Below are 22,388 nucleotides of genomic sequence, written 5' to 3'. Positions count from 1 at the left end.
CGGGTGGCGAAGCACCCCGGTGGATCGGGTATTGTTTACGTCGTTGCCGGGGAGCACCGCGAAAGCGGGTTCGAACGGCAGCGTCACCCGGCGGTGTGCCCGAGCGGCCAAAGGGAGCAGACTGTAAATCTGCCGGCTCAGCCTTCCCAGGTTCGAATCCTGGCGCCGCCACACGGGAGCGATGGCCCCGTGATCTGCGTAAACAGCAGATCACGGGGCCATCGTCGTACTCCCCAGTGATCAGGGGACTGTCTCACGCTGTCTCGCGTTCGAACGCCCCGTCTCGATGCGTGTGGACGGACTGTGGACGGGTTCTGCTGCTGGTCATCCGGCCCGCCCCAGGCGGGCGGAGATCTTGGCGTTCGCTGCCTCGTCTCCGTCCTTGAGGAACTTGGCGTACACCCGGAAGAGCACCGCCACGCTGTGGCCGGCGCGCTCCGCCACGAGCTGGGGCTCCACCCCGGAGCTGAGCCAGGTGGACACCGCGGCGTGGCGAAGATCATATGGGCGCTTGGCCAGCACCGAAGCGAACTCCTCGGGGGCCAGGGCCCGTGAACGAGCCTCGGCCCAGACCTCCCCGTAGCCCGTGTCCTGGACCAACCCGCCTCGCGCGGTCTGGAACACCCGGCCGTCCGGGGCGGTGCCGTACGCGGTCAGGTGCCACCGCAGCAGGGCGACCAGTTCCGGTGGGATCGGCACGTGCCGGACGGCTCGCCGGGGCCGGTGCTTCAGTCCCCGCTTGTCGTGCGCCTCGCCGCTGTCCGTCCAGGCCGTCCCCGAGCGGGGGCGGGTTTCCCTCAGACGGAGCAGTCCCCACCCGCGCCGAGGCAGGTCGCAGTCGCGGCGACGCAGGCCGATGACTTCGGCCGGCCGGGCTGCCGCGTAGTAGATGCAGCCGAAGAACGCCACCAGCCGCCGGCCGCGCGGGCTCTGGTCCCGCACCGCGGCCAGCAGCTTGGCTGCCTGCTCGGGGTTCGGCACGCATTCGGGGTCGACTTCTTCCACCACCTGCTCGGGTGCCTTCCACTTGAGGCGGGCGAGCGGGTTGTCGGCGAGGAGTTCCGACTCCACGGCGAACTCCAGGGAGTTGTGGAAGATCGCACGCTTGCGGCTGATGGTCCCGGGTGCTGCCGTTTTCCCGTCCAGCTTCACGGACGCGGCGTTGAGCGCGGCCCGTACCAGCGAGAGATCCGACAGGGCTGACGTGGACAACGACTTGCGTTTGAACCACTGCAGCACCTTGGCCACGTCGGCGGGGATCTCCTCGTCCCAGCGGTTCTTGTTGAACGCCCAGCTATAGAGGGCCCGCCGCACGACTCTGGCGTCCGGCATGCCCTTGGTGTCCTTCACGAAGACGGTCGAACGCTGGATCACGCAGTCAAGGTGCCGTATCGGCGTCACCAGTACGCGACAGCGGCCGTGCTCAAGGTCGACGTGACGACGCTATGGGAGGACGGTCGGACCGTCGACAGCGCGACGGACCTGACGAAAGCCGAGATAGCGACCGTCTACCCGCACCGGCACACCGTTCCGCCGGGGCTGTGGCGAGAGCTGTACGGCCGCGCCGAGCGGCACTTGGATGTGCTCGTGTACTCCGGACTGTTTCTCTCGGAGGACCCTCTTTTCCACAACCTGCTGAAGGCGAAGGTGGAGGCCGGGGCCCAGGTGCGCATCTTGCATCGGGGACCCTGGCTGCGCGGCCGTCCGGCAACGGGGCATTGACGAGGGCCACCAGATCATGGACGGCAAGATCCGCAACGCCTTGCATCTGTACCGCCCGCTCATGCGCAGCCACCCGGACATCGGTTTCCGGCTGCACGATTCGACGCTCTACAACTCCATCTACCGCGCCGACGACCTGTTCGTCGTCGCCTTCGTCCAGAACGACGCCGGCCAGGTGCTCATGATCCAGCGGTCCGATAACGGGCGCTGGGCATTGCCGGGAGGCGGTCACGACGTGGGCGAGTCCATCAGCGACACCGTCGTGCGTGAGGTCTGGGAAGAGACCGGCATCAAAGTGGAGGTGGTCGATGTGTCCGGGCTCTACACGGACCCCGGACACGTCATGCAGTACGACGACGGCGAGGTGCGCCAGCAGTTCAGCATCTGCTTCCGGGCGCGGCCGGTCGGCGGTGAACTCCGTACGAGTGACGAGACGACGCAGGTCCGCTGGGTGGATCCAGCGGACCCGGCGGACCTGGACGTGCACCCCACGATGCGCCTCCGCATCGAGCACGCCCAGGACAAGACGCGTACGGCTCCCTACATCGGCCGACGCTTGGCGGCGCCGACGCGTTCGAGCACGCGGGACGTGCACGCAAGGATCTCGGGTTCGGCCCGGCGGATCATGTCGCAGTAGCAGAGCGCGTCGTTCAGGTGCGCCTGCTCGCGAGGAAACTCGGACTCCAGCTCGGCGCGCATCAACGCTCCTCTCGTGCCGACACGGCACGGACCGTCCGCACCCTGCCCTGTCCGCCCCCCGCCAGCACGCCGGCGGCCTCCACCTTCTCCAGGGCCTTGGTCACCGTGGGGCGTGAGACCCCGAACCGCTCGGCCAGAGACGAAGCACTCGGGAACGCTTCCCCTGCCTGGAGCCCGTCAGTCGTGATGATGTCCGCGATCCGCTCGTGGAGGGGACGCCGGTCGACTCGCGCCGCGGACCGAACGACGCGCCAGCGTGCCCCTGGCGTGGGTTCGGCTAGACCCTCCTGCCGCAACACGCCGTAGGCGCGGATGGCGACTCCGCGCGAGACTCCGTGTTCGCGCATGACCTCAGACAGGGAGGGCAGCTCGGTCACCTCCGGGTCGCCCCCCATCAGTGCCCTCACCGAGTCGGCAACCTTCAGGAAGGTTCCCCGAGGGCTGACCTGCTCCGACACCCGTTCTCCCTCCTGCAGACTGCTAACGGAAGCAAGGTGCGCACGCCTTCCGGGGCGGGGTGTAGGGCTGGGCGTCAGGTGGCGCCCAGCCGGTCCGATACCAACTATGGGTGCGGCAGAGAGCAATTAGCCAGAGCACCGTCCGGCCGACCCAAGCCACGTAGGTGCGCGTCGGCTCAACCGCCTGACTGGCGGTGTTAGCGAGCCAGGAAGAATGCGGCAGCGAGGTTGATGGCAGTGATGGGGCAATAAAGCATCAGGGCGGAGCTGGAGAGTAGGGCACTGCTCCAATTGACGGAGGCTACGTATTGATTGGTGTCCATGCTGAACACGGGAATGGACGAAGCGCTAGAGAGAGCGACGTCATTGTATAGCCGTCTGAACATTCGTTCGCGACGAATGTGCGAGGCATCCAATACCCAAAAAGCGATCACCATAAGGAAAGAGATTGCAGCAATTCGCCATTCCTTGGATTGGAGAGAAATAACGAGCAAGGCGCCAGTTGTCGTAACGGTCCATCCGCGAACAAGAGAAGAGTTATTGGCGAGTCGAGCGATGGTCGCCTGTATGAATTCCAGGTGCTTGAGTCGTTCGTTCTCTGATCCTCTGGGTGTTTCCATTGCGGCTTCTACTGCTCCTCTGTTACAGGACGGCTGGAAGGTAGGCTCGTTCGTTACCGCGGGCATCCTGCAGCGCAGCATCGAGGTCACGAATAGCCTCCATGGTGTCGCCTGCGACGACTAGGGCAAATGCTCGATCCACTGCGATGTTCGGCTGGATACCCTCGAAGTGAAGCGCTGTGTCCGAGTTGAGTGTGGGAAATCCTAGCTCGCTGGGAAAATCGCCAGGATCTCGCAGTAGAACCTGAGTCAAGCGCGTAATGTCAGCCTCTGCTGATTCGCCAATTACGAACCAGCTAGTCAGGCTCAAAGGCGAAGGGATAAGGCTGGCATCCTCGGAGCGGAGGACGACTGGGATGAATTTAGCACGGCCCCTACGGCTGTGGTAGAGATCCGCCGTGATGAGGGCCCCCTCCCAGCGGACGCCGGAACCGACACCTGGTCCCGTCTCGCGGTTGAAGCGCTGAACGTAATTTTCGGTCACGACAACGATCACGAATTCTGACTTTTCGATCTCTCGTCGCATCCAGTCGGGCCATGATTCAGGCGGATTATGTTCATCGAACTGGGTCTAGCCATGCATCAACGCCTACGTTCCGGAGGCGCTCTACGAAGCGTCGGATTGTTTCCCTGTGTGCTTCGCTGTCATGAGAGTAGGAAATGAGCGCGCGGTTGCGCGATTCGCCACTAACCATAAATCCCCCTGGGTGGAGCGTGGGTACAAAACGCTGGGCGCATACTTTATACGTCAGGTAGTCACTTGTCATCGGTCCCCACGCGCGTTGCTCTTCCCTGCATCGGCAAGTCAGCGGTGCGTCTTGGTCGGCTATCCCACTGTCGGCCTGCCAGGTGAGCCGTGTTTGGACGAGGAGTGGACGACCACCACGCCTCATCTTCGCTACTGCTTCATTTTCCCAGGTCAGAGCACGCTTACGGGTATTGATCGGACCTGCGTAAACAGCAGGTCACGGGCCCTTGTCGTAGGTGCGGGGCCGGGTCAGGCGGGCGGGGTGGGGCGTAGGGCCAGCAGGGCGATGTCGTCCGTGGTGTCGCGGCCGAACTTGATGATCATTTCATCGCAGAAGACGTCGAGCGGGGCCCGCGCCTGGGCCGCGGTGTGTCGGCGGAGCCTGGTCATCGCGTCGTCGAGTGATTCCCCGCGCCGTTCGATGAGGCCGTCCGTGAAGAACAGCAGGGTGGAGTGCGGCGGCAGCGGGTCGCGCGCGGAGAGGCGGGGCATGCCCGGGTCCATGCCGATCAGCAGGCTCCGGCCCGTGTCCAGGTAGCGGGTGTCGCCCTCCCGGGTGGTCAGCAGGGGCGGCAGATGGCCGGCGGAGGAGTGGTGCAGGCACACCGTGCCGCCCTCGCTCTCCACCAGGCCGTACACACAGGTGGCCGTGAACTGCGGATTCAGGGTGTGGCTCGCCAGGTCCAGGCGGCGCAGGACCTCCCCGGGCGGCTCCGGGCGGTCGACGGCGATACCGCGCAGCATGTTGCGCAGGCCGCTCATGGCGACCGCGGCCTGGAGGTCGTGCCCCGACACGTCACCGATGACCAGCGCGATGTCGCCGCTGGGCAGCACGAAGGCGTCGTACCAGTCGCCGCCGACCTCGGCGGTGGTGCTGGACGGCACATAGCGGGCGGTCAGCTCCAGACCTTCGGCGCGGGGCAGTTCGGGCAGCAGCGCGCGCTGGAGGTGTTCGGCGTTGGAGCGGGCGTGCTGGTGCAGCCGGGCGTTGTCCACCCCGAGCGCGATGGCGCGGACCAGCTCCGCGATCAGCGGGACGTCCTCCTTGGCGAACGGGTGTTCCTCGTCGGTGCGGACCATCGTCAGGGCGCCGAAGACCTCCCGCTGGGCCCGTAGCGGAGCGACGACGGCGCTGCTCGCGCCCAGCCGCTCCACCAGTTCCCCTTGCCGGACGTCCAAGGGGCTGCGCGGGTGACCGGGCGGCGAGACGTCGGTGACCAGCAGCGGGCCCGCACCGCGCAGCACCCTGGGCAGCGAACCCTGGGTGATGTCTGACACCGGCGGCAGCCTGCCGACGTGCGTGCCGACCAGCACCTGGGGATCGCGGTGGACGACGCAGATCCGCTCCAGCCGCCCGCGCTCGTCGACGAGGTCCGCCACGCACCAGTCCGCCAGCTCCCGGGTCAGCACCTGGCACACCCGCCGCAGCCGCTCCTCCGGCTCCAGGGTGCTGGTCAGCGCGATGCCGATGTCGGCGAACAGGGACAGCCACTCCGGTGCCGCCGTCTCCGTGCTCACCGTCCGCACCTTCCTGGTGGCCGTCGGCAGGTGCACCGGGCCCGGCACCGGCCGCGGTTCGGCCCGGCCGTCCGGTGGCGGGTCCGGCGGGGCCGGGGGAGCGGTCGTCGTGGCGAGCTGGGCGACGAACACCGTGCGTCCGTCGATCGTCTCCTGGGTCTGGATGGTGAGGCGGATGGGGATCACCCGGCCGTCCCGGTGCAGCGCGGGGACCGGTATCGGACGGCCCAGGATGCGGGACTCGCCGGTGAGCAGCAGCGAGGTGAACGCCGTCACATGGCGCTGGCGCAGGTGCTCGGGCATGAGCACGGTCAGGCGCTGCCCGACGAGTTCGTGCGCCGGCCAGCCCAGCAGGCTCGACGCGGCGCTGTTCACCGCGACGATCCGGTTGCCGTCGTCGGCCGCGATGGTCGGCACCATGGCGGCGTCCACTTCCCGCGCGTCCCAGGGCGCCAGATCCGTCGGGTTGGTGCCCGGGGCGCCGGCGATCTGCGTCCACGCGGTGGGACGCCTGCCGGCCGGCTGGTCGGCGATCTGGTCGAGCAGCCAGTGCCGGAAGGCCCGGATCTGCGGAAGCGCCGGCAGGGTGAGCAGGCTTCCCTGCTGTGCCGCCGCGTCGGCCACGGCGAGGACCCGGCCCAGGGTCGCCATCCGGCACGCGGCGTCCACCGGGAACACCACCCGCAGGGAGAGCGTCGGGCTGTCGAGCGTCTCGTGCTCCAGCGCCGCCGCCATGGACGCGCTGACGAGGTTGCCCATGTCCTGGGCGACGGCCAGGTCCGCCGGGCGCACGCCGGTCCTGGAGGCGGCGGGCGGGAGGAGGGCCAGCTCGCGCAGCAGCCCTTCCCACTGCTGCTGGGCGGCCCGGTACAGGGCGTACGGTACGTCGTTCAGCGTCACCGGGAAGGTCCGGCCGGGCGGCGCCACGGGCTCCCACGCGGACGCAGGTGCCGCCGGTGCCGCCGGTGTCCCGGGCCACAGCTCGAACCAGACGGTCTTGCGGCCCTCACCGCCGTACACGCCGTGGCGGGTGGCCAGCTCCTCGACCAGGACCAGGCCCCGGCCGGTACAGGCGTAGGGGTGGCCGGGGTGCGGCACCAGGCCGAGATCCGGGCGGTGGTCGCCGACCCGCACCTGGACCCGGCCCCCGGCGGCCCAGGCCAGCACCTCGATCTCGGTGCGCGCGTGGAGGACCGCGTTGGTCACCAGCTCGCTCGTCAGCAGCTCGGCGGTGTCCGCCATGTCCGGCGCGACGCCGTCCAGCACGGACCGTACGAACCTCCGGGCCGGCGCGATGTTCTCCGGCACCGGAGACAGGCGCCGGGACGGCACTCCCGGCGGAAGAGGACTGCCCATACCGGCTGGGTGCCCAGAACCCTCGTAACCAAAAGGACGGAGATCGCCGAAAGCCGTGATCAGTGTCCTGCGCCATCGCAGTGTGATCTTCGCCATCGAAGGGTGATCATCATCGGGTCTTCGTGCCGGCCGAGTCCGGCGAAACCGAGTAGCTCTTCGGAGTCGGCTCTGCCACGGTCCGGCCGTATGGCTGACGACTGCTTCGGGCATCCACGACTCGCCGCGATCTACGATCCGCTCGACCCCGACCGCAGCGATCTCGATGCCTACCTCCGGATGGCGGAAGAGTTCGGGGCGCACCAGGTTCTGGACATCGGCTGCGGCACAGGGGTGTTCGCACTTCTCCTGGCCGACCGCGGGATCGAGGTCGTCGGCATCGATCCCGCCCGGGCATCCGTCGACGTCGCCCGGGCCAAACCGGGCAGCGACCGAGTGCATTGGATCTGCGGTGACGCAACAGCCCTCCCGTCACTGCAGGTCGACCTCGCGACGATGACAGCGAACGTCGCCCAGGCCATCGTTGATCCGGACACCTGGTGCAGGACGCTGCAGGGAGCCTACGAGGCACTACGGCCCGGCGGGCACCTGGTCTTCGAGACCCGTGATCCGGCCAGACGAGCCTGGCAGGAGTGGACCCGCGAGAACTCCTGCCGCGTGACGGAGATCCCGGGCGCCGGCTCCGTCGAGAGCTGGGTCCAGTTGACCGAGGTGAGCGGGCCCCTGGTGACCTTCCGCTGGACCTACGTCTTCGCAGCGGACGGACAGGTGCTGACCTCGGATTCGACGCTGCGCTTCCGGGAGCGCGACGAGGTCGAGGCGGACCTGGTCGCCCAGGACTACGTGGTGCAAGACGTGCGCGATGCGCCTGACCGGCCGGGCGGAGAGTTCGTCTTCCTCGCACGACGCCCCTGACCCGCAGAGATCCCATGCCAGTGAAACTTCGGTGGCACGGGACATCGGTGCCCGTTGCCGTCCCGCCCGAGGGCGTCGCCTAGAATCGAACGTATGAACGAGTATCGGCTGTCGACGAGTAGCGGGATGTCCGGATGACCGGCCCGGGTGCGCGCCCGGACGGTCCGGACGATGCTGGAGCCATGGCCGGGAAACGACCCATCATCGTGCACCTGCCGTCCCCGACCGGCGGTCGCCGCGTACGGGTCGACGGCGAGATCCTCGGCCTCGCGCACGGCGTGCGGGACCTGGTGGAGTTCCTGCGCCGGGCGGGGCTGGAGATCGAACCGGAAGAGGTGGCCGACTCGCCGCTGATCGACTGGCGGGGAGTGGGCCCCGACCGCTGGGAAGCGGAGACCCGGACCTGAACCGCGCCTCCGCCCGCGCGGGCGGGGACACGCGGACGGCCGGTTCCGGGCACACTGGCGGCATGTCCTCCCGCCGCAGAACCTGTCCCGTGTGCCACCGCGACATCGCCGTCGTCGCGGGCCGCTTCGCGCGGCACGACCCGCCCGGGACGCGGGCGAGCGGCGAGCTGGTCTCCTGCGCCGGGTCCCGACAGCCGGCCCAACTGGGCGCGGTCCAGCCCGCCCTGGACGGCTACGCCGTACCGGACTTCCCCGGACAGCTACCTCTGTTCTGAGCGTTGACGGTCCGACAGCGGGCCGGTCCGACAGCAGACTGGCAGCCCGACAGCGGGCCGGTAGCGACCCGACACGGTCCGGCGGCCCGGGGGTCCGGCGGTCCAGGAGTTCGGTGGGCTGGTAGTCCGGCGGGCCGGCTCAGTTCCCGGCTACCGACTTCACCGCGACCGACACCGGCGTCGAACCGCTGATCAGCTCCAGCGTGAGCCCCGCCGTCGCCGGCGTGTCGACCAGTTCCGCGAGGACGGCCGCCACGTCGTCGCGGGGGATCCCGCCGCGCCCCGTGTGCGCCTCCATGCGGACCAGGCCCGTGCCCGCCTCGTCCGTCAGCGAACCCGGGCGCAGGATCGTCCAGTCCAGCGCCTCCTGGCGCGCGATGTACGCGTCGGCCTCACCCTTGGCGCGCAGGTACACGTCGAAGACGTCGTCGCCCTGGTGCGCCGGGTCCGCGCCCATCGAGGACACCACCAGGAAGCGCCGCACGCCCGCGCGTACGGCCGCGTCCGCGAACGACACCGCCGCGCCCTTGTCCACCGTGTCCTTGCGGGCCGCCCCGCTGCCCGGGCCCGCGCCGGCCGCGAAGACGGCCGCGTCCGCGCCCCGCAGACACTCCGCGACCTCTTCCGCCGACGCGGACTCCAGGTCCAGCACGACCGGTTCGGCGCCGGCCGCCCGCAGATCGTCGCCCTGTTCCGCCGTGCGGATGATGCCCGCGACCTCGTCCCCGCGCGCGGCGAGCAGACGCTCCAGCCGCAGCGCGATCCGACCATGACCACCAGCGATGACAATGCGCATGACTCCGACCGTACGCCCGAAGCGCCGTGACCGCCGCACGGGTTGGCCGGCGCGGCCGGACCGTCACCCGCCCCTCACGACAACTCCCCGCGCCCCTGCCGGGGCAGCCCGAGTTCCGCCGCCGCCGTCGAGGAGCCGCAGTACTCGCGCACCGCGCTGGTACGGGCCACCACGCGGCCCCGGTGCACCACGATCCGGCTGTAGCCCAGGGAGAGCGCCCCGGCCAGCCGGTCGCCGCGTACGGCGAGCAACTCGGCGGGAAAGCCCGCCTCGAGCCGTACCTCCGGCAGACCCAGCACCGCGCGGGCCGACCCGGACACCGCGTCGTAGGCGTCCTCCGGGCGCAGGCCGTGGACGGACGCGAGGAGGTACGCCGCCTCCAGCGGGTCGCCGCGGCCCACGGGGTTCGCGACATCGCGCAGGGCCCCGCTTCCGGCCGCCACCCGCACTCCGGCCGCGCGCAGCAGCCGTACCGGCGCCGCGCCCCGCCGGTCCGCACCGCCGCAGCCGCCCTGGGGCAGGCACACCACCGTCACGCCCGCCGCCGCGAGCTGGTCGGCGGCGCGCGCGGCGGTCTCGGCGGGCAGGCGCGCGAGACCGGCGCACGGCCCGATCGTCACGCCGGGGCGCAGGCCCCCGGCCATCGCCGCGAACCGGGACAGCCGGGCCGGGTCGGCCGCGTCCGTGTGCAGATCGACCGGAGAGCCGTACTCGGAGGCCAGCTCCAGCACCGCCTCCACGTAGCCGGCCGGATCCGGGTCCAGGTCCGGGCAGCCGCCCACCGCCGAGGCGCCCATCTTCAGCGCGTCCCGCAGCATCGCCAGCCCGTCGGCGCCGGCCGCCCCGGTCAGCAGCCGTGGCATCGCCACCGCGGTCAGCTCCGCGAGCCCCCGCAGCGACCGCCGCGCCTGGAGCACCGCGCCGAGGGCGCCGAGCCCCTGGACGTCGCCCACACGCACGTGCGCGCGCACCGCCGTCGCCCCGTGCCCGAGCTGGAGCAGGGCCGCCTCCGTCGCCCGGCGCTGGACGTCCTCGGGGGTGTACGACACCGGCCCGGGGTGCTCGGCGGACAGCGCGGTGTCACCGTGGGCGTGCGGTTCGGCCGGGGCCGGCAGGAGCAGGTAGCCGCTCAGGTCCACCCGCGTGACGCCCGCCCGGGCCGGACCCGGCGCGAGGCTGCCGGCCGTGCCCACCGCCTCGATGTGCCCCCCGCCCAGCCGCACGTCCACGGTCCGGCCGTCGGTGAGCCGCGCCCCGCAGAGCAGCACGGCGCCCTGATCGGCCGGCCCCGAAGACCCCGAAGACCCCGAGGGCCCCGAAGGTCCGGACGAGTCCGAAGACCCCGACGAGTGCGACGAGTTCGTCGGCGGTTGCGGCTGCGGCTGGCTGTCGGGCATCGCGCTCCAGGGGCGGGGCAGGGGCTCGGGCGGGCCGGCGTGAGGGTTCGGGGCGCGAATCGCCCCGAGATCACGCAGGGCGAGTCGAGCCTAGGGTCGGGAGCGCCGGGAGCCGCGCAGGAGCGCAATAGTCGTACCGGCGTGGTCCGCGCCAGGGCAGCCCCGCCGCGGCCTCAGCCCGCCGCGCCCCAGTGCCGCGGCGCCCCAGTGCCGCCGCGCCCTCGCGCACGGGCCCTTGCGCCCGCCCCGCCGTTCTCGCCTGGCCCGCAGGGCCTGCGCCCGCCGCACCGTGCACGCCGCGCGCGGGCCCCCTGCGCGGGCCCCGCCCGGCTTGCGGGACCTGCGTCTGCCGCGCCGTGTTGCGCGCGCCGCGTATGGGTCGTCTGCGTGGGACCTGCCCCGCGTACGGGCCCCTGCGCGGGTCCCGCCCGACGCATGGCCAGCTCGGCTCGCAGAGGCCGCACCCCGCCGCGCCCCGCCACGCACGCCGCGTGATGGCCCGCCCCGCGCGTGGCCCCCTACGTGCGCCCCGCCACTCGGGTCACGGACGAATCCTCTCCGCGTGCCTCGCCGGTCTCGCCCCGCTCGCGGGGGACCTGCGCCTGCCGCGCCGCGCACGCCCACGGGCCCGCTGCGGGCTCCGCTACCCGCCCCGCGCACGCCCTCCTACGTGCGCCGCGCCGCTCGGGCTGCGGACCAATGCCCTACGCCCGTCCCGCCGCTCGCGCCGCGCACGGGCGTGCACCTCGCCGCTCGGGCCGCAGACCAACCCCTGCGCGTGCCCCGCCGGTTAGCGCCGCTCGCGAGCCTCTGGGCGCGCCCCGCCACTCGCGCCGCCCATGGACCCCTACGCCCGTCCCACCCCGCTCGCCGGGCCCTGGGGCCTGCCGCGCCGCGCGCGCCGCGCATGGCCCCCGCACCCGCCCTGTCACCCGCCTCGCGCCGGGCCCCCCGCGCCTCCCCCCGCCACTCGCCCCGGCGCGCGGTGCGGCCGTTCCGGATGGGGCTCGGGGGATTGCCGGGTGGCCTGGGTGGCGGTCCCGGTGGGGGTCGGGATACGGATTTGGGCGAACGGCGGCGGACCGTGTAATGTCTTCATCGCTCGCCCCAATAGCTCAGTCGGCAGAGCGTCTCCATGGTAAGGAGAAGGTCAACGGTTCGATTCCGTTTTGGGGCTCTGGTGTGAGAGGTTCCCGCCGCAAGGCGGGGGCCGATCTCATCAAAGCGGTGTAGCTCAGTCGGTAGAGCAAGCGGCTCATAATCGCTGTGTCACCGGTTCAAGTCCGGTCACCGCTACTGACAGTAGCCGATTGCGGGGTCGGTCCTTCGATCGGCTACTCTTTCTTGCGTTGAACCAGTCCATCCGTTCGTCTTAGGAGCACTCACGTGGCTGCCACCGACGTCCGCCCGAAGATCACGCTGGCCTGCGTGGAGTGCAAGGAGCGGAACTACATCACCAAGAAGAACCGGCGTAACAACCCGGACCGTCTTGAGATGAAGAAGCACTGCCCGCGTTGCAACGCGCACACCGCGCACCGCGAAACGCGATAAAACAGGCTCGTCCGTGAGGCCGTCCCCTTCCGAGGGGGCGGCCTCACGGCGTTTTCCGTGTCAGGGGTCCGCGAGCCTCCCTCGGCTCTCCGCCCCCTTCCCCGCTCGGTTTCCGGTTAATTTGGGCCCACCACAGCAGAGATCAGGAGGTGCCGGGCCATGGCGCTCGACCAGTCCTTCGTAGGACGGACGTACCCGCCCACCACGCCGTACGAGGTGGGCCGGGAGAAGATCCGCGAATTCGCCGAGGCGGTGGGCGAGACCAACCCGGTGTACACGGATCCCGAGGCCGCCAAGGCATTCGGTCACTCCGACGTGATCGCCCCGCCGACGTTCGTGTTCTCCATCACGTTCCGGGCCGCCGAGCAGGTCATCCACGACCCGCAGCTGGGGCTGGACTACAGCCGCGTCGTGCACGGCGACCAGAAGTTCGCCTACGCCCGCCCGGTGCGCGCCGGCGACCGGCTCACGGTCACCTCCACCATCGAGGCGATCAAGTCCCTCGCGGGCAACGACATCCTGGACATCCGCGGCGAGGTGCACGACGAGGCCGGCGAGCGCGTCGTGACCGCCTGGACCAAGCTGGTGGCCCGCGCGGCCGGGGAGGCGTGAGGAACCGATGACGGCGAAGATCGCGTACGACGACGTAGAGGTCGGCACCGAGCTGCCGGCCCAGAGTTTCCCTGTGAGGCGCGACACCCTCGTGCGCTACGCGGGTGCCTCCGGGGACTTCAACCCGATCCACTGGAACGAGAAGTTCGCCAAGGAGGTGGGCCTGCCGGACGTCATCGCGCACGGCATGTTCACCATGGCCGAGGCGATCCGCGTGGTCACGGACTGGATCGGCGACCCGGGCGCGGTCGTGGAGTACGGCGTCCGCTTCACCAAGCCCGTCGTCGTCCCGAACGACGAGCAGGGCGCGCTGATCGAGGTCGCCGGCAAGGTCGCGGCCAAGCTGGACGACAACACCGTCCGCGTGGACCTCACGGCGACGAGCGGCGGCCAGAAGGTCCTGGGCATGTCCCGCGCGGTCGTACGGCTCGCCTGACGACCGGACGGCACGCCGAAGCAGAGGTGTAGTCGTACGGCTCGCCTGAGGGCCGGTCGGCACGCCGGAAGCAGAGGTGCAGAGGTGAAGGGCGCTCGCAGCGGTCGGGCGCCCCTTGCCCGTACCCGGGGCGCGCACTGCCGCCCAGTCCAGACCGGCGTACGTGCCGCGCACCCCGGCGTACGCCCGCCTGCGCCCCCGTTCGCCTCCGCGGGAACCCGCCTTGACCAAGTTAGTGATTGAGTACTAACTTATCCGCATGCCCAGGATGAGCGCAGAGGAGCGGCGCGAGAGCGTCGTCCGCGCCGCGACCGCCGAGTTCGCGCGCGGCGGATACCACGGCACCACCACGGAGGCGATCGCCCAACGGGTCGGTGTCTCGCAGCCGTACCTCTTCCGGCTCTTCCCGGGCAAGAAGGCGATCTTCCTGGCGGCGGTCGAACGCTGCATGGAGGACACCGTCCGGACCTTCGTGGAGGCGTCACAGGGGCTGCGTGGCGAAGAGGCGCTGCACGCCATGGCGAACGCGTACACCAAGGTCATCGCGGAACAGCCCGAGCGGCTGATGCTGCAGATGCAGATGTACGTCGCCGTGTCGGCGGCCGAGGAAGAGGGCGACCACGAGTTCGGCGAGAAGGTGCGCGCCGGCTGGATGCGGCTGTGGGACGCCGTCCATCTGCCGCTCGGTGCGAACGCCGAGGAGACGACCGTCTTCATGGCCTACGGGATGCTCATCAACTGCCTGGTGGCCATGGGTTTCCCGCCCGGACACCGGGTGTGGCAGACGATGTACCCGTCGGCCCGGCTGAAGGAACACCCGCCGGTCTGAGGCGGGACGGAGGGGCGCGGCCGCCTTTTTCTGGCCGCGAAAGTTAGTCATCCATTACTAACTTCATTCATCCCTTGGGGGGAAGAGATGTCGGATCGGACAGAGATACCCGGGCCCGGCGGCACCCGCGCACGCGCCGTGTGGGCCCTGGTCATCACCAGCGTGGCCGGGTTCATGGCGGCCCTGGACAACCTCGTCGTCACCACGGCCCTGCCTTCCATCCGCGAGGACCTCGGCGGCGCGCTGGACGATCTGGAGTGGACCGTGAGCGCCTACACGCTCACCTTCGCCGTCCTGCTGATGTTCGGCGCCGCGCTCGGCGACCGCTTCGGGCGCCGCCGGCTGTTCATCGCCGGCCTCGCCGTGTTCACCGGCGCCTCCGCCGCCGCGGCCCTGGCACCCGGCATCGGCTCCCTGGTCGCCGCCCGCGCGGTCCAGGGCGTCGGCGCGGCCGTGATGATGCCGCTCACACTGACCCTGCTGACCGCGGCCGTCCCCGCGGCCCGGCGGGGCACCGTGTACGGCATCTGGGGCGCCGTCAACGGGCTCGCCGTCGCCTCCGGGCCGCTGATCGGCGGCAGTCTCACGGAGCACGTCTCCTGGCACTGGATCTTCTGGCTGAACGTCCCGCTCGGCCTGGCCGCGCTGCCGCTCGCCCGGCTCCGCCTCACCGAGTCCCACGGCACCGGCGCCCGGCTCGACATCCCCGGCACGCTGCTCGCCAGCGGCGGGCTCTTCGGGATCGTGTACGGCCTGGTCCGGGGGCCCGCCGACGGCTGGACCGACCCCGTGGTGCTGGCCTCGCTGAGCGCGGGCGGCGCGCTCCTCGCGGGCTTCGTCGGCTACAGCGCCCGCGCCGCCGCGCCCATGCTGCCGATGCGGCTGTTCCGCTCCCGCGCCTTCTCCGGCATCAACGCGGCCAGCCTGCTGATGTTCGTCGGGATGTTCGGCTCGATCTTCCTGCTCAGCCAGTACATGCAGGGCGTCCTCGGCTACTCGCCCACCGAGGCGGGGCTCAGGCTGCTGCCGTGGACCGGCATGCCCATGCTCGTCGCGCCCGTCGCCGGGTTCCTCTCCGACCGGGTCGGCGGCCGGCCGGTCGTCGCCGCGGGCCTGTTCCTCCAGGCCGTCGGCCTCGGCTACCTGGCCGTAGTGGCCACCAAGGACGCCTCCTACGCCGCCCAGCTGCCCGCCCTGATCGTCAACGGCATCGGCATGGCCCTGTTCTTCGCACCGGCCGCCAGTCTGGTCATGTCCAGCGTCCGGCCACAGGAGCAGGGCATCGCCTCCGGGGCGAACAACGCGCTGCGCGAGGTGGGCGGTGCGCTCGGCATCGCCGTCATGTCGTCGATCTTCTCGGCCCAGGGCGGTTACGCGTCCGCGCAGAGCTTCGTGGACGGGCTGCGGCCCGCCCTCGTCACCGGCTCGGCGGTGGTCGCCCTCGCCGCGGTCGCCGCGCTGATGATCCCGGGCCGGGGCACCGGCAAGCCCGCCGCGGCGGGCACAGCGCAGACACCGAAACCGGCCCTGGAGCCGGCCACCCACTGACCGACCGCCCCGCGCCCGCGCCCCGCGCCGCGCGGGGCGTGGGTCGTGGGGCGCGGCCCAGTCGGCGGGCCCGCCGCGCCGCCGACACCGTGCAGGCGCCAGGACTGCCGGCCGCGCCCACGCACCCGCAAGACCGCCGGCCCGGCCCCAGCAGGCCGGGCCGGCACGCGGCTGCACCGCGTCCGCGCGCCAGGAGTCCGCACCGCGTCCGCGCGCGGAGCCCCGGCCGTACCGGCGCCGGGGTTTCACCGCCGGCTGGCATCGCGTCCGCGCGCTGATCCCCGCTGTACGGCGTGCCCGGCGGGCCCGCAAGGCCGCGACCCGGGCTCAGCAGGCCGGGCCGGCGCATCGCCGGCACCGCGCCCGCGTGCCAGGAGTCCCGGCCGTACCCGCCGGGGTTTCGCCGGCGGCCGACACCGCGCACGCGCGAGGATGCCGTTGAACGGCGCGCCCCGCGAGTGCGCGGACCCACCGGGCCGGGCTGGCGCGCCCTCGACACCGCACGTGCGCCAAGAGTCCCGGCCATACCCGCCGGGGTCTCGCCGCCGACCGGCATCGCGCACGCCCGCGAGGGCTCCGCTGTACGGCGCGTCCTGCGAGCCCGCAAGATCGCGAACTGGCTCCAGCATGCCGGGGCCGCATGCCGCCGGCACCGCGCTCGCGCGCCAGGAGTCCGGCACCACCCGCGCGGGGGTCCGCCCGTCGGCCGGCACTGCGCCCGAGCCGAGGATTCCCGGCTGCACCGACTCCGGGGGTCCCGCCCGCCTGTCGGCACCGCGCCCGCGCGTGTGGTCCCCCCTTGTACGGCGTGCCCCGCTGGCCCGTAGACCGGCGGCCCGGCCCAGCAAGCCGGGGCCGTCGCTCCGCCGGCATCGCGCCCGCGCGCGAGGAGCCCGGCCGCACCGGCGCCGGGGTTTTGCAGGGCGTGCCCGGCGGGCGCGCGGATCCGCCGGGCAGGCCCCAGCAGGCCGGGCCGGAGCCAGGACGGCACCGCTCACATGCGCCCGGAGCCCTGGCCGTACCCGCGCCGGGGTCTCGCCGCCGACCGGCATCGCGCACGCCCGCGAGGGCTCCGCTGTACGGCGCGCCCCGCGAGCCCGCGAGCCCGCAAGACCGCGACGTGGCCCCAGCAAGCCGGGGCCATCGTTCCACCAGCACCGCGCCCGCGCGCGAGGAGCGCCGGCCGTACCCGCGTCAGGGTCCCGGCGCCGGCCGGCATCGCGTACGCGCGCGTGGGCCGCCGGGGCCTAGGCATTTCACCCGGAGGAACCTTCGGCGTCGCGTACGCGCGCGTAGGCCGTCGTACAGCGAGCGGGGTCCGCGCGCGTGCCCCCCCGGCGGTCCCGGTGGGTGATCTGCCCTCCGTGCCGGGGGCTGTCCGTGGTGTCTCGTAGTCTTGGGGCCGTGCAGGTACTCCACGACGCCCCCCTTGCCCCGCTGACCACCTTCCGGCTGGGCGGTCCCGCGACGCGGCTGGTGACCGCCGTGACCGACGCGGAAGTGATCGCCGCGGTCCGCGAGGCCGATGACAGCGGCACCCCGCTGCTGGTCATCGGCGGCGGCTCGAACCTGGTCATCGGCGACAAGGGCTTCGACGGCACCGCCCTGCGCATCGCCACCCGCGGCGTCGAACTGCGCGGCACCACCCTGGAGCTGGCGGCCGGCGAGGTGTGGACCGACGCCGTCGCCCGCACCGTGGAGGCCGGGCTCGCCGGTATCGAGTGCCTGGCCGGCATCCCCGGCTCCGCGGGCGCCACGCCGATCCAGAACGTGGGCGCGTACGGCCAGGAGGTCTCCGCGACGATCACCGAGGTCACCGCCTACGACCGGCGGACCGGCGAGACCGTCACGCTGACGAACGAGGAGTGCGCCTTCTCGTACCGCCACAGCCGTTTCAAGGCCGACCCCGGCCGGTATGTCGTGCTCCGGGTCCGCTTCGGCCTGGAGGACGCGGACGGTCTGTCCGCGCCGGTCAAGTACGCCGAGGCCGCCCGCGCGCTCGGTGTGGAACCCGGCGACCGGGTGCCGCTGGCCGCCGCCCGCGAGACCGTGCTGAAGCTGCGCGCCGGCAAGGGCATGGTGCTGGACCCCGAGGACCACGACACCTGGTCCGCCGGGTCCTTCTTCACCAACCCGATCCTCACCGACGAGCAGTTCGCCGCCTTCCACGCGCGCGTGCGTGAACGGCTCGGCGACGGCATCGAGCCGCCCGCCTACCCGGCGGGGGAGGGCCGTACGAAGACGTCCGCGGCCTGGCTGATCGACAAGGCCGGCTTCACCAAGGGCTACGGCTCCGGCCCCGCCCGGATCTCCACCAAGCACACCCTCGCCCTCACCAACCGGGGCGGCGCCACCACGGAGGACCTGCTCGCGCTCGCCCGCGAGGTGGTCGACGGGGTCCACGCGGCCTTCGGCGTCACCCTGGTCAACGAGCCGGTCACCGTGGGCGTCGACCTCTAGCAGCCCGAGCAGCCCGAGCCAGTCCATCGGCCTCGCAGCCCCAGCAGTCCGACCAGCCCACCGGCCCCCGCAGCCCCCGCAGTCCGAGCACCGGCCTCCGCAGCGCCGCAGCTCACCCCGCCCCCCGCCCCCCAGCGCTCAGTACGCCACCCCCACCCCCTGCCCCACCGTCTCCCGGGCGTCGATCAGGGACAGCATCGCGTGGGCGACGTCCGCGCGGCCGATGAAGCGGCCCTTGGGCGGGAAGCCGCCGACCACCGTGCGGTACCGGCCGGTGAGCGGCTTGTCCTGGAGCCGGGGCGGCCGGACGGTCGTCCAGTCCGTGTCGCTGCGGGCCAGCGCGGCCTCCATCGCGCGCAGGTCGGCGTAGACGTCCTTCAGCACGGCCGAGACCAGCGCCCGCATCCCGCGGTCCAGGGCGCCATCGTGCTCCGGGGCCGGGCCGACCGGGCCGGCGCTGACCACCAGCAGCCGGCGCACGCCCTCCGCCTCCATGGCACCCAGCACCGTCCCGGTCAGCCGGGCCGCCACCCCGGCGTCCGCGCGGCTGCGCGCGCCCAGGCCGGACAGCACCGCGTCCCGGCCGCGCACGGCGGCACGCAGCTCCTGCGGGCCGGCCAGGCCGCTGCGGACGACCTCCAGGCGCTCGCCGGCCAGGCCGAGCCGGGCCGGGTCCCGGACGACCGCGGTGACCTCGTGCCCGGCGTCCAGCGCCTGGCGGACCAGCTCGCGGCCGATCCCTCCGGTGGCGCCGAAAACGGTGAGCTTCATGGCGGCTCCCCCTGACTTCCTCTGCTGCACTGGTGGGTGAGTACTTACTCACCCTGTCGTCTCCTAGAGTGGGCAAGCACTCACCCACCCGTCAAGACCGACAGGAGCCCAGGAGCCCCATGGAGACGAAACCGGCGCGGGTCCGCCTCCTGGACGCCGCGCACGAGCTGATGCTCACCGTCGGACTCGCCCGCGCCACCACCAAGGAGATCGCCCGCGCGGCCGGCTGCTCCGAAGCGGCCCTCTACAAGTACTTCGACAGCAAGGAGGAGCTGTTCGTACGGGTCCTCACCGAGCGCCTGCCCCGGCTCACCCCGCTGCTCGACCGCCTCGCCGCCGCACCGGGCCAGGGCACCCTGGAGGAGAACCTCACCGAGATCGCCCGCCAGGCGGCCCTCTTCTACGAGCAGAGTTTCCCGATCGCCGCCTCCCTGTACGCCGAGACCCAGCTCAAGCGGCGGCACGACGACACCCTGCGCGCCCTCGGCTCCGGACCGCACCTGCCCATCCAGGGACTGGACGCCTACCTGCGCGCCGAACAGGCCGCCGGCCGGGTCCGGGCCGGCGCCGACACCTACGCCGCCGCCTCACTCCTGCTGGGCGCCTGCGCGCAGCGCGCCTTCGCCTACGACGCCACCGACAGCGGCCTGCGGCCGGCGGTGGACGAGTTCGCCGCCCGGCTCGTGACGACCCTGCTGGGCGGCATCGGCGCCCCGGAGTCCGCCGGCTGACCTCAGGCCGCCGGCCGGGTCAGCCAGTCGTCCACGCCGGCCAGCAGCCGCGCCTTGACCTCCGGCGGCGCCGCCGAGCCCCGCACCGACTGCCGGGCCAGCTCCGCGAGTTCGGCGTCGGTGAAGCCGTGAGCGTGGCGGGCGATCTCGTACTGGGCGGCCAGCCGGGAGCCGAACAGCAGCGGGTCGTCGGCGCCGAGCGCCAGCGGGACGCCCGCCTCGAAGAGGGTGCGCAGCGGCACGTCCTCCGGTTTCTCGTACACACCGAGCGCCACGTTCGAGGCCGGGCACACCTCGCAGGTCACGCCCCGGTCGGCCAGCCGCTTCATCAGCCGCGGGTCCTCGGCGGCCCGCACCCCGTGCCCGATCCGCGTGGCGTGCAGGTCGTCCAGGCAGTCCCGGACCGACGCCGGGCCGGCCAGCTCGCCGCCGTGCGGCGCCGACAGCAGACCGCCCTCGCTCGCGATGTGGAAGGCCCGGTCGAAGTCCCGCGCCAGGCCCCGCCGCTCGTCGTTGGAGAGCCCGAACCCGACCACGCCCCGGTCCGCGTACCGCACCGCCAGCCGGGCCAGCGTGCGCGCGTCCAGCGGGTGCTTCATCCGGTTCGCGGCGACCACGACGCGCATGCCGAGCCCGGTCTCCCGGGACGTCGTCTCGACCGCGTCCAGGATGACTTCCAGGGCCGGGATCAGACCGCCGAGCCGGGGCGCGTACGACGTCGGGTCCACCTGGATCTCCAGCCAGCCCGAGCCGTCCCGCAGGTCCTCCTGCGCGGCCTCCCGGACCAGGCGCTGGATGTCCTCCGGTGCGCGCAGACAGGAACGCGCCGCGTCGTACAGCCGCTGGAAGCGGAACCAGCCCCGTTCGTCGGTGGCCCGCAACTGCGGTGGTTCCCCGCTGACCAGGGCTTCCGTCAGGGTGTCGGGCAGGCGTACGCCGTGCTTGTCGGCCAGTTCCAGGACGGTCGCCGGCCGCATCGACCCCGTGAAGTGCAGGTGGAGATGGGCCTTCGGCAGCTCAGAGAGATCACGTACACGCTCCATTCCCAGATCCTGCCGTACGTCACGGGCGTCCCGGTAGCCGTTTCCCCCTTCGAGGTCTTGCCCGCACACAGAAGCGGGCCGCCTCCCCGGAGGGAGACGGCCCGCGCGCGTGCGGTCCGGGACTAGTCCCGCGCCTCCGCCAGCAGCTTCTGGATCCGGCTCACGCCCTCGGCGAGGTCCTCGTCCCCGAGCGCGTAGGACAGCCGCAGATAGCCCGGCGTGCCGAACGCCTCGCCCGGGACGACCGCGACCTCGGCCTCCTCCAGGATCAGCGCGGCCAGCTCGACCGTGTCCTGCGGGCGCTTGCCGCGGATCTCCTTGCCGAGCAGCGCCTTGACCGACGGGTAGGCGTAGAACGCGCCCTCGGGCTCCGGGCACAGGACGCCGTCGATCTCGTTGAGCATCCGCACGATCGTCCGGCGGCGCCGGTCGAACGCCTCGCGCATCTCCGCCACGGCCTCCAGGCCGCCGGAGACGGCGGCCAGGGCGGCGGCCTGGGCGACGTTGGAGACGTTCGAGGTGGCGTGCGACTGCAGGTTCGTCGCGGCCTTGACGACGTCCTTCGGGCCGATGACCCAGCCCACGCGCCAGCCGGTCATGGCGTACGTCTTGGCCACGCCGTTGACCACGATGCACTTGTCGCGCAGCTCGGGCAGCAGGGCCGGCAGGGACACCGCGGCGGCGTCGCCGTAGACCAGGTGCTCGTAGATCTCGTCGGTGAGCACCCACAGGCCGTGCTCGACGGCCCAGCGGCCGATGGCCTCGGTCTCGGCCTCGGAGTACACCGCGCCGGTCGGGTTGGACGGGGAGACGAAGAGGACGACCTTCGTGCGCTCCGTGCGCGCCGCCTCCAGCTGCTCCACCGAGACGCGGTAGCCGGTCGACTCGTCCGCGACGACCTCCACCGGGACACCGCCGGCCAGCCGGATCGACTCCGGGTACGTCGTCCAGTACGGCGCCGGGACGATGACCTCGTCGCCCGGGTCGAGGATCGCGGCGAACGCCTCGTAGATGGCCTGCTTGCCGCCGTTGGTGACCAGGATCTGCGAGACGTCGGGCTCCCAGCCGGAGTCGCGCAGCGTCTTCGCGGCGATCGCGGCCTTCAGCTCGGGCAGGCCGCCGGCCGGCGTGTAGCGGTGGTACTTGGGGTTCTTGCAGGCCTCGACGGCCGCCTCGACGATGTAGTCCGGGGTCGGGAAGTCGGGCTCACCGGCGCCGAAGCCGATCACCGGACGCCCGGCGGCCTTCAGGGCCTTGGCCTTGGCATCCACGGCGAGGGTGGCGGACTCGGAGATCGCGCCGACTCGGGCGGAGACCCGGCGCTCGGTGGGAGGGATTGCAGCGCTCATGCCGCCCATCGTTCCAGACCGGAAACGCCCCCGGCACACGGGTTTCACAGACTGAACAGCGGAGGGTCGAGGCGTGAACACGGGTCCGATTCCGGCCCGTGGCCTGGACGATCTTTGGTCACCCGGTCCCAGCGGCCGCTTTCTGTTCGA

Annotated in this window: 20 protein-coding genes, 3 tRNA genes and 2 pseudogenes; 15 read left to right on the top strand and 10 right to left on the bottom strand. The window is 72.0% G+C overall.

Annotated features, from left to right (window positions below):
* The first annotated feature begins 89 nt into the window (after positions 1-89).
* Positions 90-171: transfer RNA gene (locus tag ACZ4SV_RS03780), tRNA-Tyr, on the top strand.
* A 153-nt stretch (positions 172-324) separates the two neighbouring features.
* Here the strand turns inward: ACZ4SV_RS03780 and ACZ4SV_RS03775 are convergent.
* Positions 325-1,374 (bottom strand): tyrosine-type recombinase/integrase, encoded by a 1,050-nt coding sequence (locus ACZ4SV_RS03775; RefSeq protein WP_468001078.1) that lies wholly within the window; start codon positions 1,372-1,374, stop codon positions 325-327.
* A gap of 45 nt (positions 1,375-1,419) precedes the next feature.
* On the opposite strand from ACZ4SV_RS03775, the gene ACZ4SV_RS03770 reads away from it, so the two are divergent.
* Positions 1,420-1,722: a hypothetical protein gene (locus tag ACZ4SV_RS03770; RefSeq protein WP_468001076.1), complete on the top strand. Its 303-nt coding sequence runs from the start codon at positions 1,420-1,422 to the stop codon at positions 1,720-1,722.
* A 91-nt stretch (positions 1,723-1,813) separates the two neighbouring features.
* Positions 1,814-2,272 (top strand): annotated as a pseudogene (locus tag ACZ4SV_RS03765) (NUDIX domain-containing protein); the annotation flags it as partial.
* Between the two features lie 148 nt (positions 2,273-2,420).
* Here the strand turns inward: ACZ4SV_RS03765 and ACZ4SV_RS03760 are convergent.
* The 4 genes and pseudogenes from ACZ4SV_RS03760 to ACZ4SV_RS03745 form a co-directional block, all read right to left on the bottom strand.
* On the bottom strand, positions 2,421-2,879 hold the full coding sequence (locus ACZ4SV_RS03760; protein ID WP_468001074.1) for a GntR family transcriptional regulator: 459 nt from the start codon (positions 2,877-2,879) through the stop codon (positions 2,421-2,423).
* 197 nt (positions 2,880-3,076) lie between these two features.
* A complete protein-coding gene (locus tag ACZ4SV_RS03755) occupies positions 3,077-3,589 on the bottom strand; it encodes a hypothetical protein (RefSeq protein WP_468001072.1) in 513 nt (170 codons plus the stop codon).
* Positions 3,522-4,040 (bottom strand): annotated as a pseudogene (locus ACZ4SV_RS03750) (hypothetical protein); the annotation flags it as partial. The gene ACZ4SV_RS03755 and the pseudogene ACZ4SV_RS03750, both read right to left, overlap by 68 nt.
* Positions 4,041-4,496: 456 nt before the next feature.
* Positions 4,497-7,121, bottom strand: a complete 2,625-nt coding sequence (locus ACZ4SV_RS03745; RefSeq protein WP_468001070.1) for a SpoIIE family protein phosphatase — start codon at positions 7,119-7,121, stop codon at positions 4,497-4,499.
* Positions 7,122-7,307: 186 nt separating this feature from the next.
* Between ACZ4SV_RS03745 and ACZ4SV_RS03740 the strand changes: the two genes are divergently transcribed.
* The 3 genes from ACZ4SV_RS03740 (at position 7,308) to ACZ4SV_RS03730 (ending at position 8,715) form a co-directional block, all read left to right on the top strand.
* Entirely contained in the window at positions 7,308-8,033 is a 726-nt protein-coding gene (locus ACZ4SV_RS03740) for a class I SAM-dependent methyltransferase (RefSeq protein ID WP_468001068.1), read from the top strand.
* A gap of 182 nt (positions 8,034-8,215) precedes the next feature.
* On the top strand, positions 8,216-8,440 hold the full coding sequence (locus ACZ4SV_RS03735; protein ID WP_365874344.1) for a hypothetical protein: 225 nt from the start codon (positions 8,216-8,218) through the stop codon (positions 8,438-8,440).
* 62 nt (positions 8,441-8,502) lie between these two features.
* On the top strand, positions 8,503-8,715 hold the full coding sequence (locus ACZ4SV_RS03730; protein ID WP_365874342.1) for a hypothetical protein: 213 nt from the start codon (positions 8,503-8,505) through the stop codon (positions 8,713-8,715).
* A gap of 139 nt (positions 8,716-8,854) precedes the next feature.
* Here ACZ4SV_RS03730 and ACZ4SV_RS03725 read toward each other — a convergent pair whose 3' ends face one another.
* Positions 8,855-9,511, bottom strand: coding sequence for an SDR family oxidoreductase (locus ACZ4SV_RS03725; protein WP_468001066.1), 657 nt, complete (start codon positions 9,509-9,511; stop codon positions 8,855-8,857).
* 74 nt (positions 9,512-9,585) lie between these two features.
* Positions 9,586-10,908, bottom strand: a complete 1,323-nt coding sequence (locus tag ACZ4SV_RS03720; RefSeq protein WP_468001064.1) for an amidohydrolase family protein — start codon at positions 10,906-10,908, stop codon at positions 9,586-9,588.
* Positions 10,909-12,012: 1,104 nt separating this feature from the next.
* Between ACZ4SV_RS03720 and ACZ4SV_RS03715 the strand changes: the two genes are divergently transcribed.
* From ACZ4SV_RS03715 to ACZ4SV_RS03680, 8 genes are all read left to right on the top strand, one after another.
* Positions 12,013-12,085, top strand: a tRNA-Thr gene (locus ACZ4SV_RS03715).
* A gap of 46 nt (positions 12,086-12,131) precedes the next feature.
* Positions 12,132-12,204: transfer RNA gene (locus tag ACZ4SV_RS03710), tRNA-Met, on the top strand.
* A 90-nt stretch (positions 12,205-12,294) separates the two neighbouring features.
* Positions 12,295-12,459: a 50S ribosomal protein L33 gene (gene rpmG / locus ACZ4SV_RS03705; protein WP_003948671.1), complete on the top strand. Its 165-nt coding sequence runs from the start codon at positions 12,295-12,297 to the stop codon at positions 12,457-12,459.
* A gap of 159 nt (positions 12,460-12,618) precedes the next feature.
* Entirely contained in the window at positions 12,619-13,071 is a 453-nt protein-coding gene (locus tag ACZ4SV_RS03700; RefSeq protein WP_365874337.1) for a MaoC family dehydratase N-terminal domain-containing protein, read from the top strand.
* A 7-nt stretch (positions 13,072-13,078) separates the two neighbouring features.
* Positions 13,079-13,507 carry a MaoC family dehydratase gene (locus ACZ4SV_RS03695; RefSeq protein ID WP_468001062.1) on the top strand — a complete coding sequence of 143 codons (429 nt, stop codon included), beginning with the start codon at positions 13,079-13,081 and terminating at the stop codon, positions 13,505-13,507.
* Positions 13,508-13,766: 259 nt separating this feature from the next.
* Positions 13,767-14,336, top strand: coding sequence for a TetR/AcrR family transcriptional regulator (locus ACZ4SV_RS03690; RefSeq protein WP_468001060.1), 570 nt, complete (start codon positions 13,767-13,769; stop codon positions 14,334-14,336).
* Positions 14,337-14,510: 174 nt separating this feature from the next.
* Positions 14,511-15,884: a DHA2 family efflux MFS transporter permease subunit gene (locus tag ACZ4SV_RS03685; RefSeq protein ID WP_468001313.1), complete on the top strand. Its 1,374-nt coding sequence runs from the start codon at positions 14,511-14,513 to the stop codon at positions 15,882-15,884.
* Positions 15,885-17,288: 1,404 nt separating this feature from the next.
* Positions 17,289-18,344 (top strand): UDP-N-acetylmuramate dehydrogenase, encoded by a 1,056-nt coding sequence (locus tag ACZ4SV_RS03680; RefSeq protein ID WP_468001058.1) that lies wholly within the window; start codon positions 17,289-17,291, stop codon positions 18,342-18,344.
* A gap of 138 nt (positions 18,345-18,482) precedes the next feature.
* On the opposite strand, the gene ACZ4SV_RS03675 is transcribed toward ACZ4SV_RS03680, so the two are convergent.
* Positions 18,483-19,115, bottom strand: coding sequence for an NAD(P)-dependent oxidoreductase (locus ACZ4SV_RS03675; protein WP_468001056.1), 633 nt, complete (start codon positions 19,113-19,115; stop codon positions 18,483-18,485).
* 119 nt (positions 19,116-19,234) lie between these two features.
* Between ACZ4SV_RS03675 and ACZ4SV_RS03670 the strand changes: the two genes are divergently transcribed.
* Entirely contained in the window at positions 19,235-19,846 is a 612-nt protein-coding gene (locus ACZ4SV_RS03670; RefSeq protein WP_468001054.1) for a TetR/AcrR family transcriptional regulator, read from the top strand.
* A 2-nt stretch (positions 19,847-19,848) separates the two neighbouring features.
* On the opposite strand, the gene ACZ4SV_RS03665 is transcribed toward ACZ4SV_RS03670, so the two are convergent.
* Together ACZ4SV_RS03665 and ACZ4SV_RS03660 are read right to left on the bottom strand one after the other, a co-directional pair.
* Positions 19,849-20,889 (bottom strand): adenosine deaminase, encoded by a 1,041-nt coding sequence (locus ACZ4SV_RS03665; RefSeq protein WP_468001052.1) that lies wholly within the window; start codon positions 20,887-20,889, stop codon positions 19,849-19,851.
* Positions 20,890-21,011: 122 nt separating this feature from the next.
* The gene (locus ACZ4SV_RS03660; RefSeq protein ID WP_365875345.1) at positions 21,012-22,238 is read right to left on the bottom strand and encodes a pyridoxal phosphate-dependent aminotransferase; all 1,227 of its coding nucleotides are present in this window, start codon (positions 22,236-22,238) and stop codon (positions 21,012-21,014) included.
* Between the last annotated feature and the right edge of the window lie 150 nt (positions 22,239-22,388).

This window comes from Streptomyces sp. NPDC027672 (assembly GCF_055566335.1).
This window is presented reverse-complemented; position numbering and strand designations above follow the sequence as displayed.

Coding starts and splice junctions, on each gene's coding strand:
- ACZ4SV_RS03745 (WP_468001070.1), bottom strand. CDS start 7,121: ATGGGCAGTCCTCTTCCGCCGGGAGTGCCGTCCCGGCGCCTGTCTCCG.
- ACZ4SV_RS03740 (WP_468001068.1), top strand. CDS start 7,308: ATGGCTGACGACTGCTTCGGGCATCCACGACTCGCCGCGATCTACGAT.
- ACZ4SV_RS03735 (WP_365874344.1), top strand. CDS start 8,216: ATGGCCGGGAAACGACCCATCATCGTGCACCTGCCGTCCCCGACCGGC.
- ACZ4SV_RS03730 (WP_365874342.1), top strand. CDS start 8,503: ATGTCCTCCCGCCGCAGAACCTGTCCCGTGTGCCACCGCGACATCGCC.
- ACZ4SV_RS03725 (WP_468001066.1), bottom strand. CDS start 9,511: ATGCGCATTGTCATCGCTGGTGGTCATGGTCGGATCGCGCTGCGGCTG.
- ACZ4SV_RS03720 (WP_468001064.1), bottom strand. CDS start 10,908: ATGCCCGACAGCCAGCCGCAGCCGCAACCGCCGACGAACTCGTCGCAC.
- ACZ4SV_RS03700 (WP_365874337.1), top strand. CDS start 12,619: ATGGCGCTCGACCAGTCCTTCGTAGGACGGACGTACCCGCCCACCACG.
- ACZ4SV_RS03695 (WP_468001062.1), top strand. CDS start 13,079: ATGACGGCGAAGATCGCGTACGACGACGTAGAGGTCGGCACCGAGCTG.
- ACZ4SV_RS03690 (WP_468001060.1), top strand. CDS start 13,767: ATGCCCAGGATGAGCGCAGAGGAGCGGCGCGAGAGCGTCGTCCGCGCC.
- ACZ4SV_RS03685 (WP_468001313.1), top strand. CDS start 14,511: ATGGCGGCCCTGGACAACCTCGTCGTCACCACGGCCCTGCCTTCCATC.
- ACZ4SV_RS03675 (WP_468001056.1), bottom strand. CDS start 19,115: ATGAAGCTCACCGTTTTCGGCGCCACCGGAGGGATCGGCCGCGAGCTG.
- ACZ4SV_RS03670 (WP_468001054.1), top strand. CDS start 19,235: ATGGAGACGAAACCGGCGCGGGTCCGCCTCCTGGACGCCGCGCACGAG.
- ACZ4SV_RS03665 (WP_468001052.1), bottom strand. CDS start 20,889: ATGGAGCGTGTACGTGATCTCTCTGAGCTGCCGAAGGCCCATCTCCAC.
- ACZ4SV_RS03660 (WP_365875345.1), bottom strand. CDS start 22,238: ATGAGCGCTGCAATCCCTCCCACCGAGCGCCGGGTCTCCGCCCGAGTC.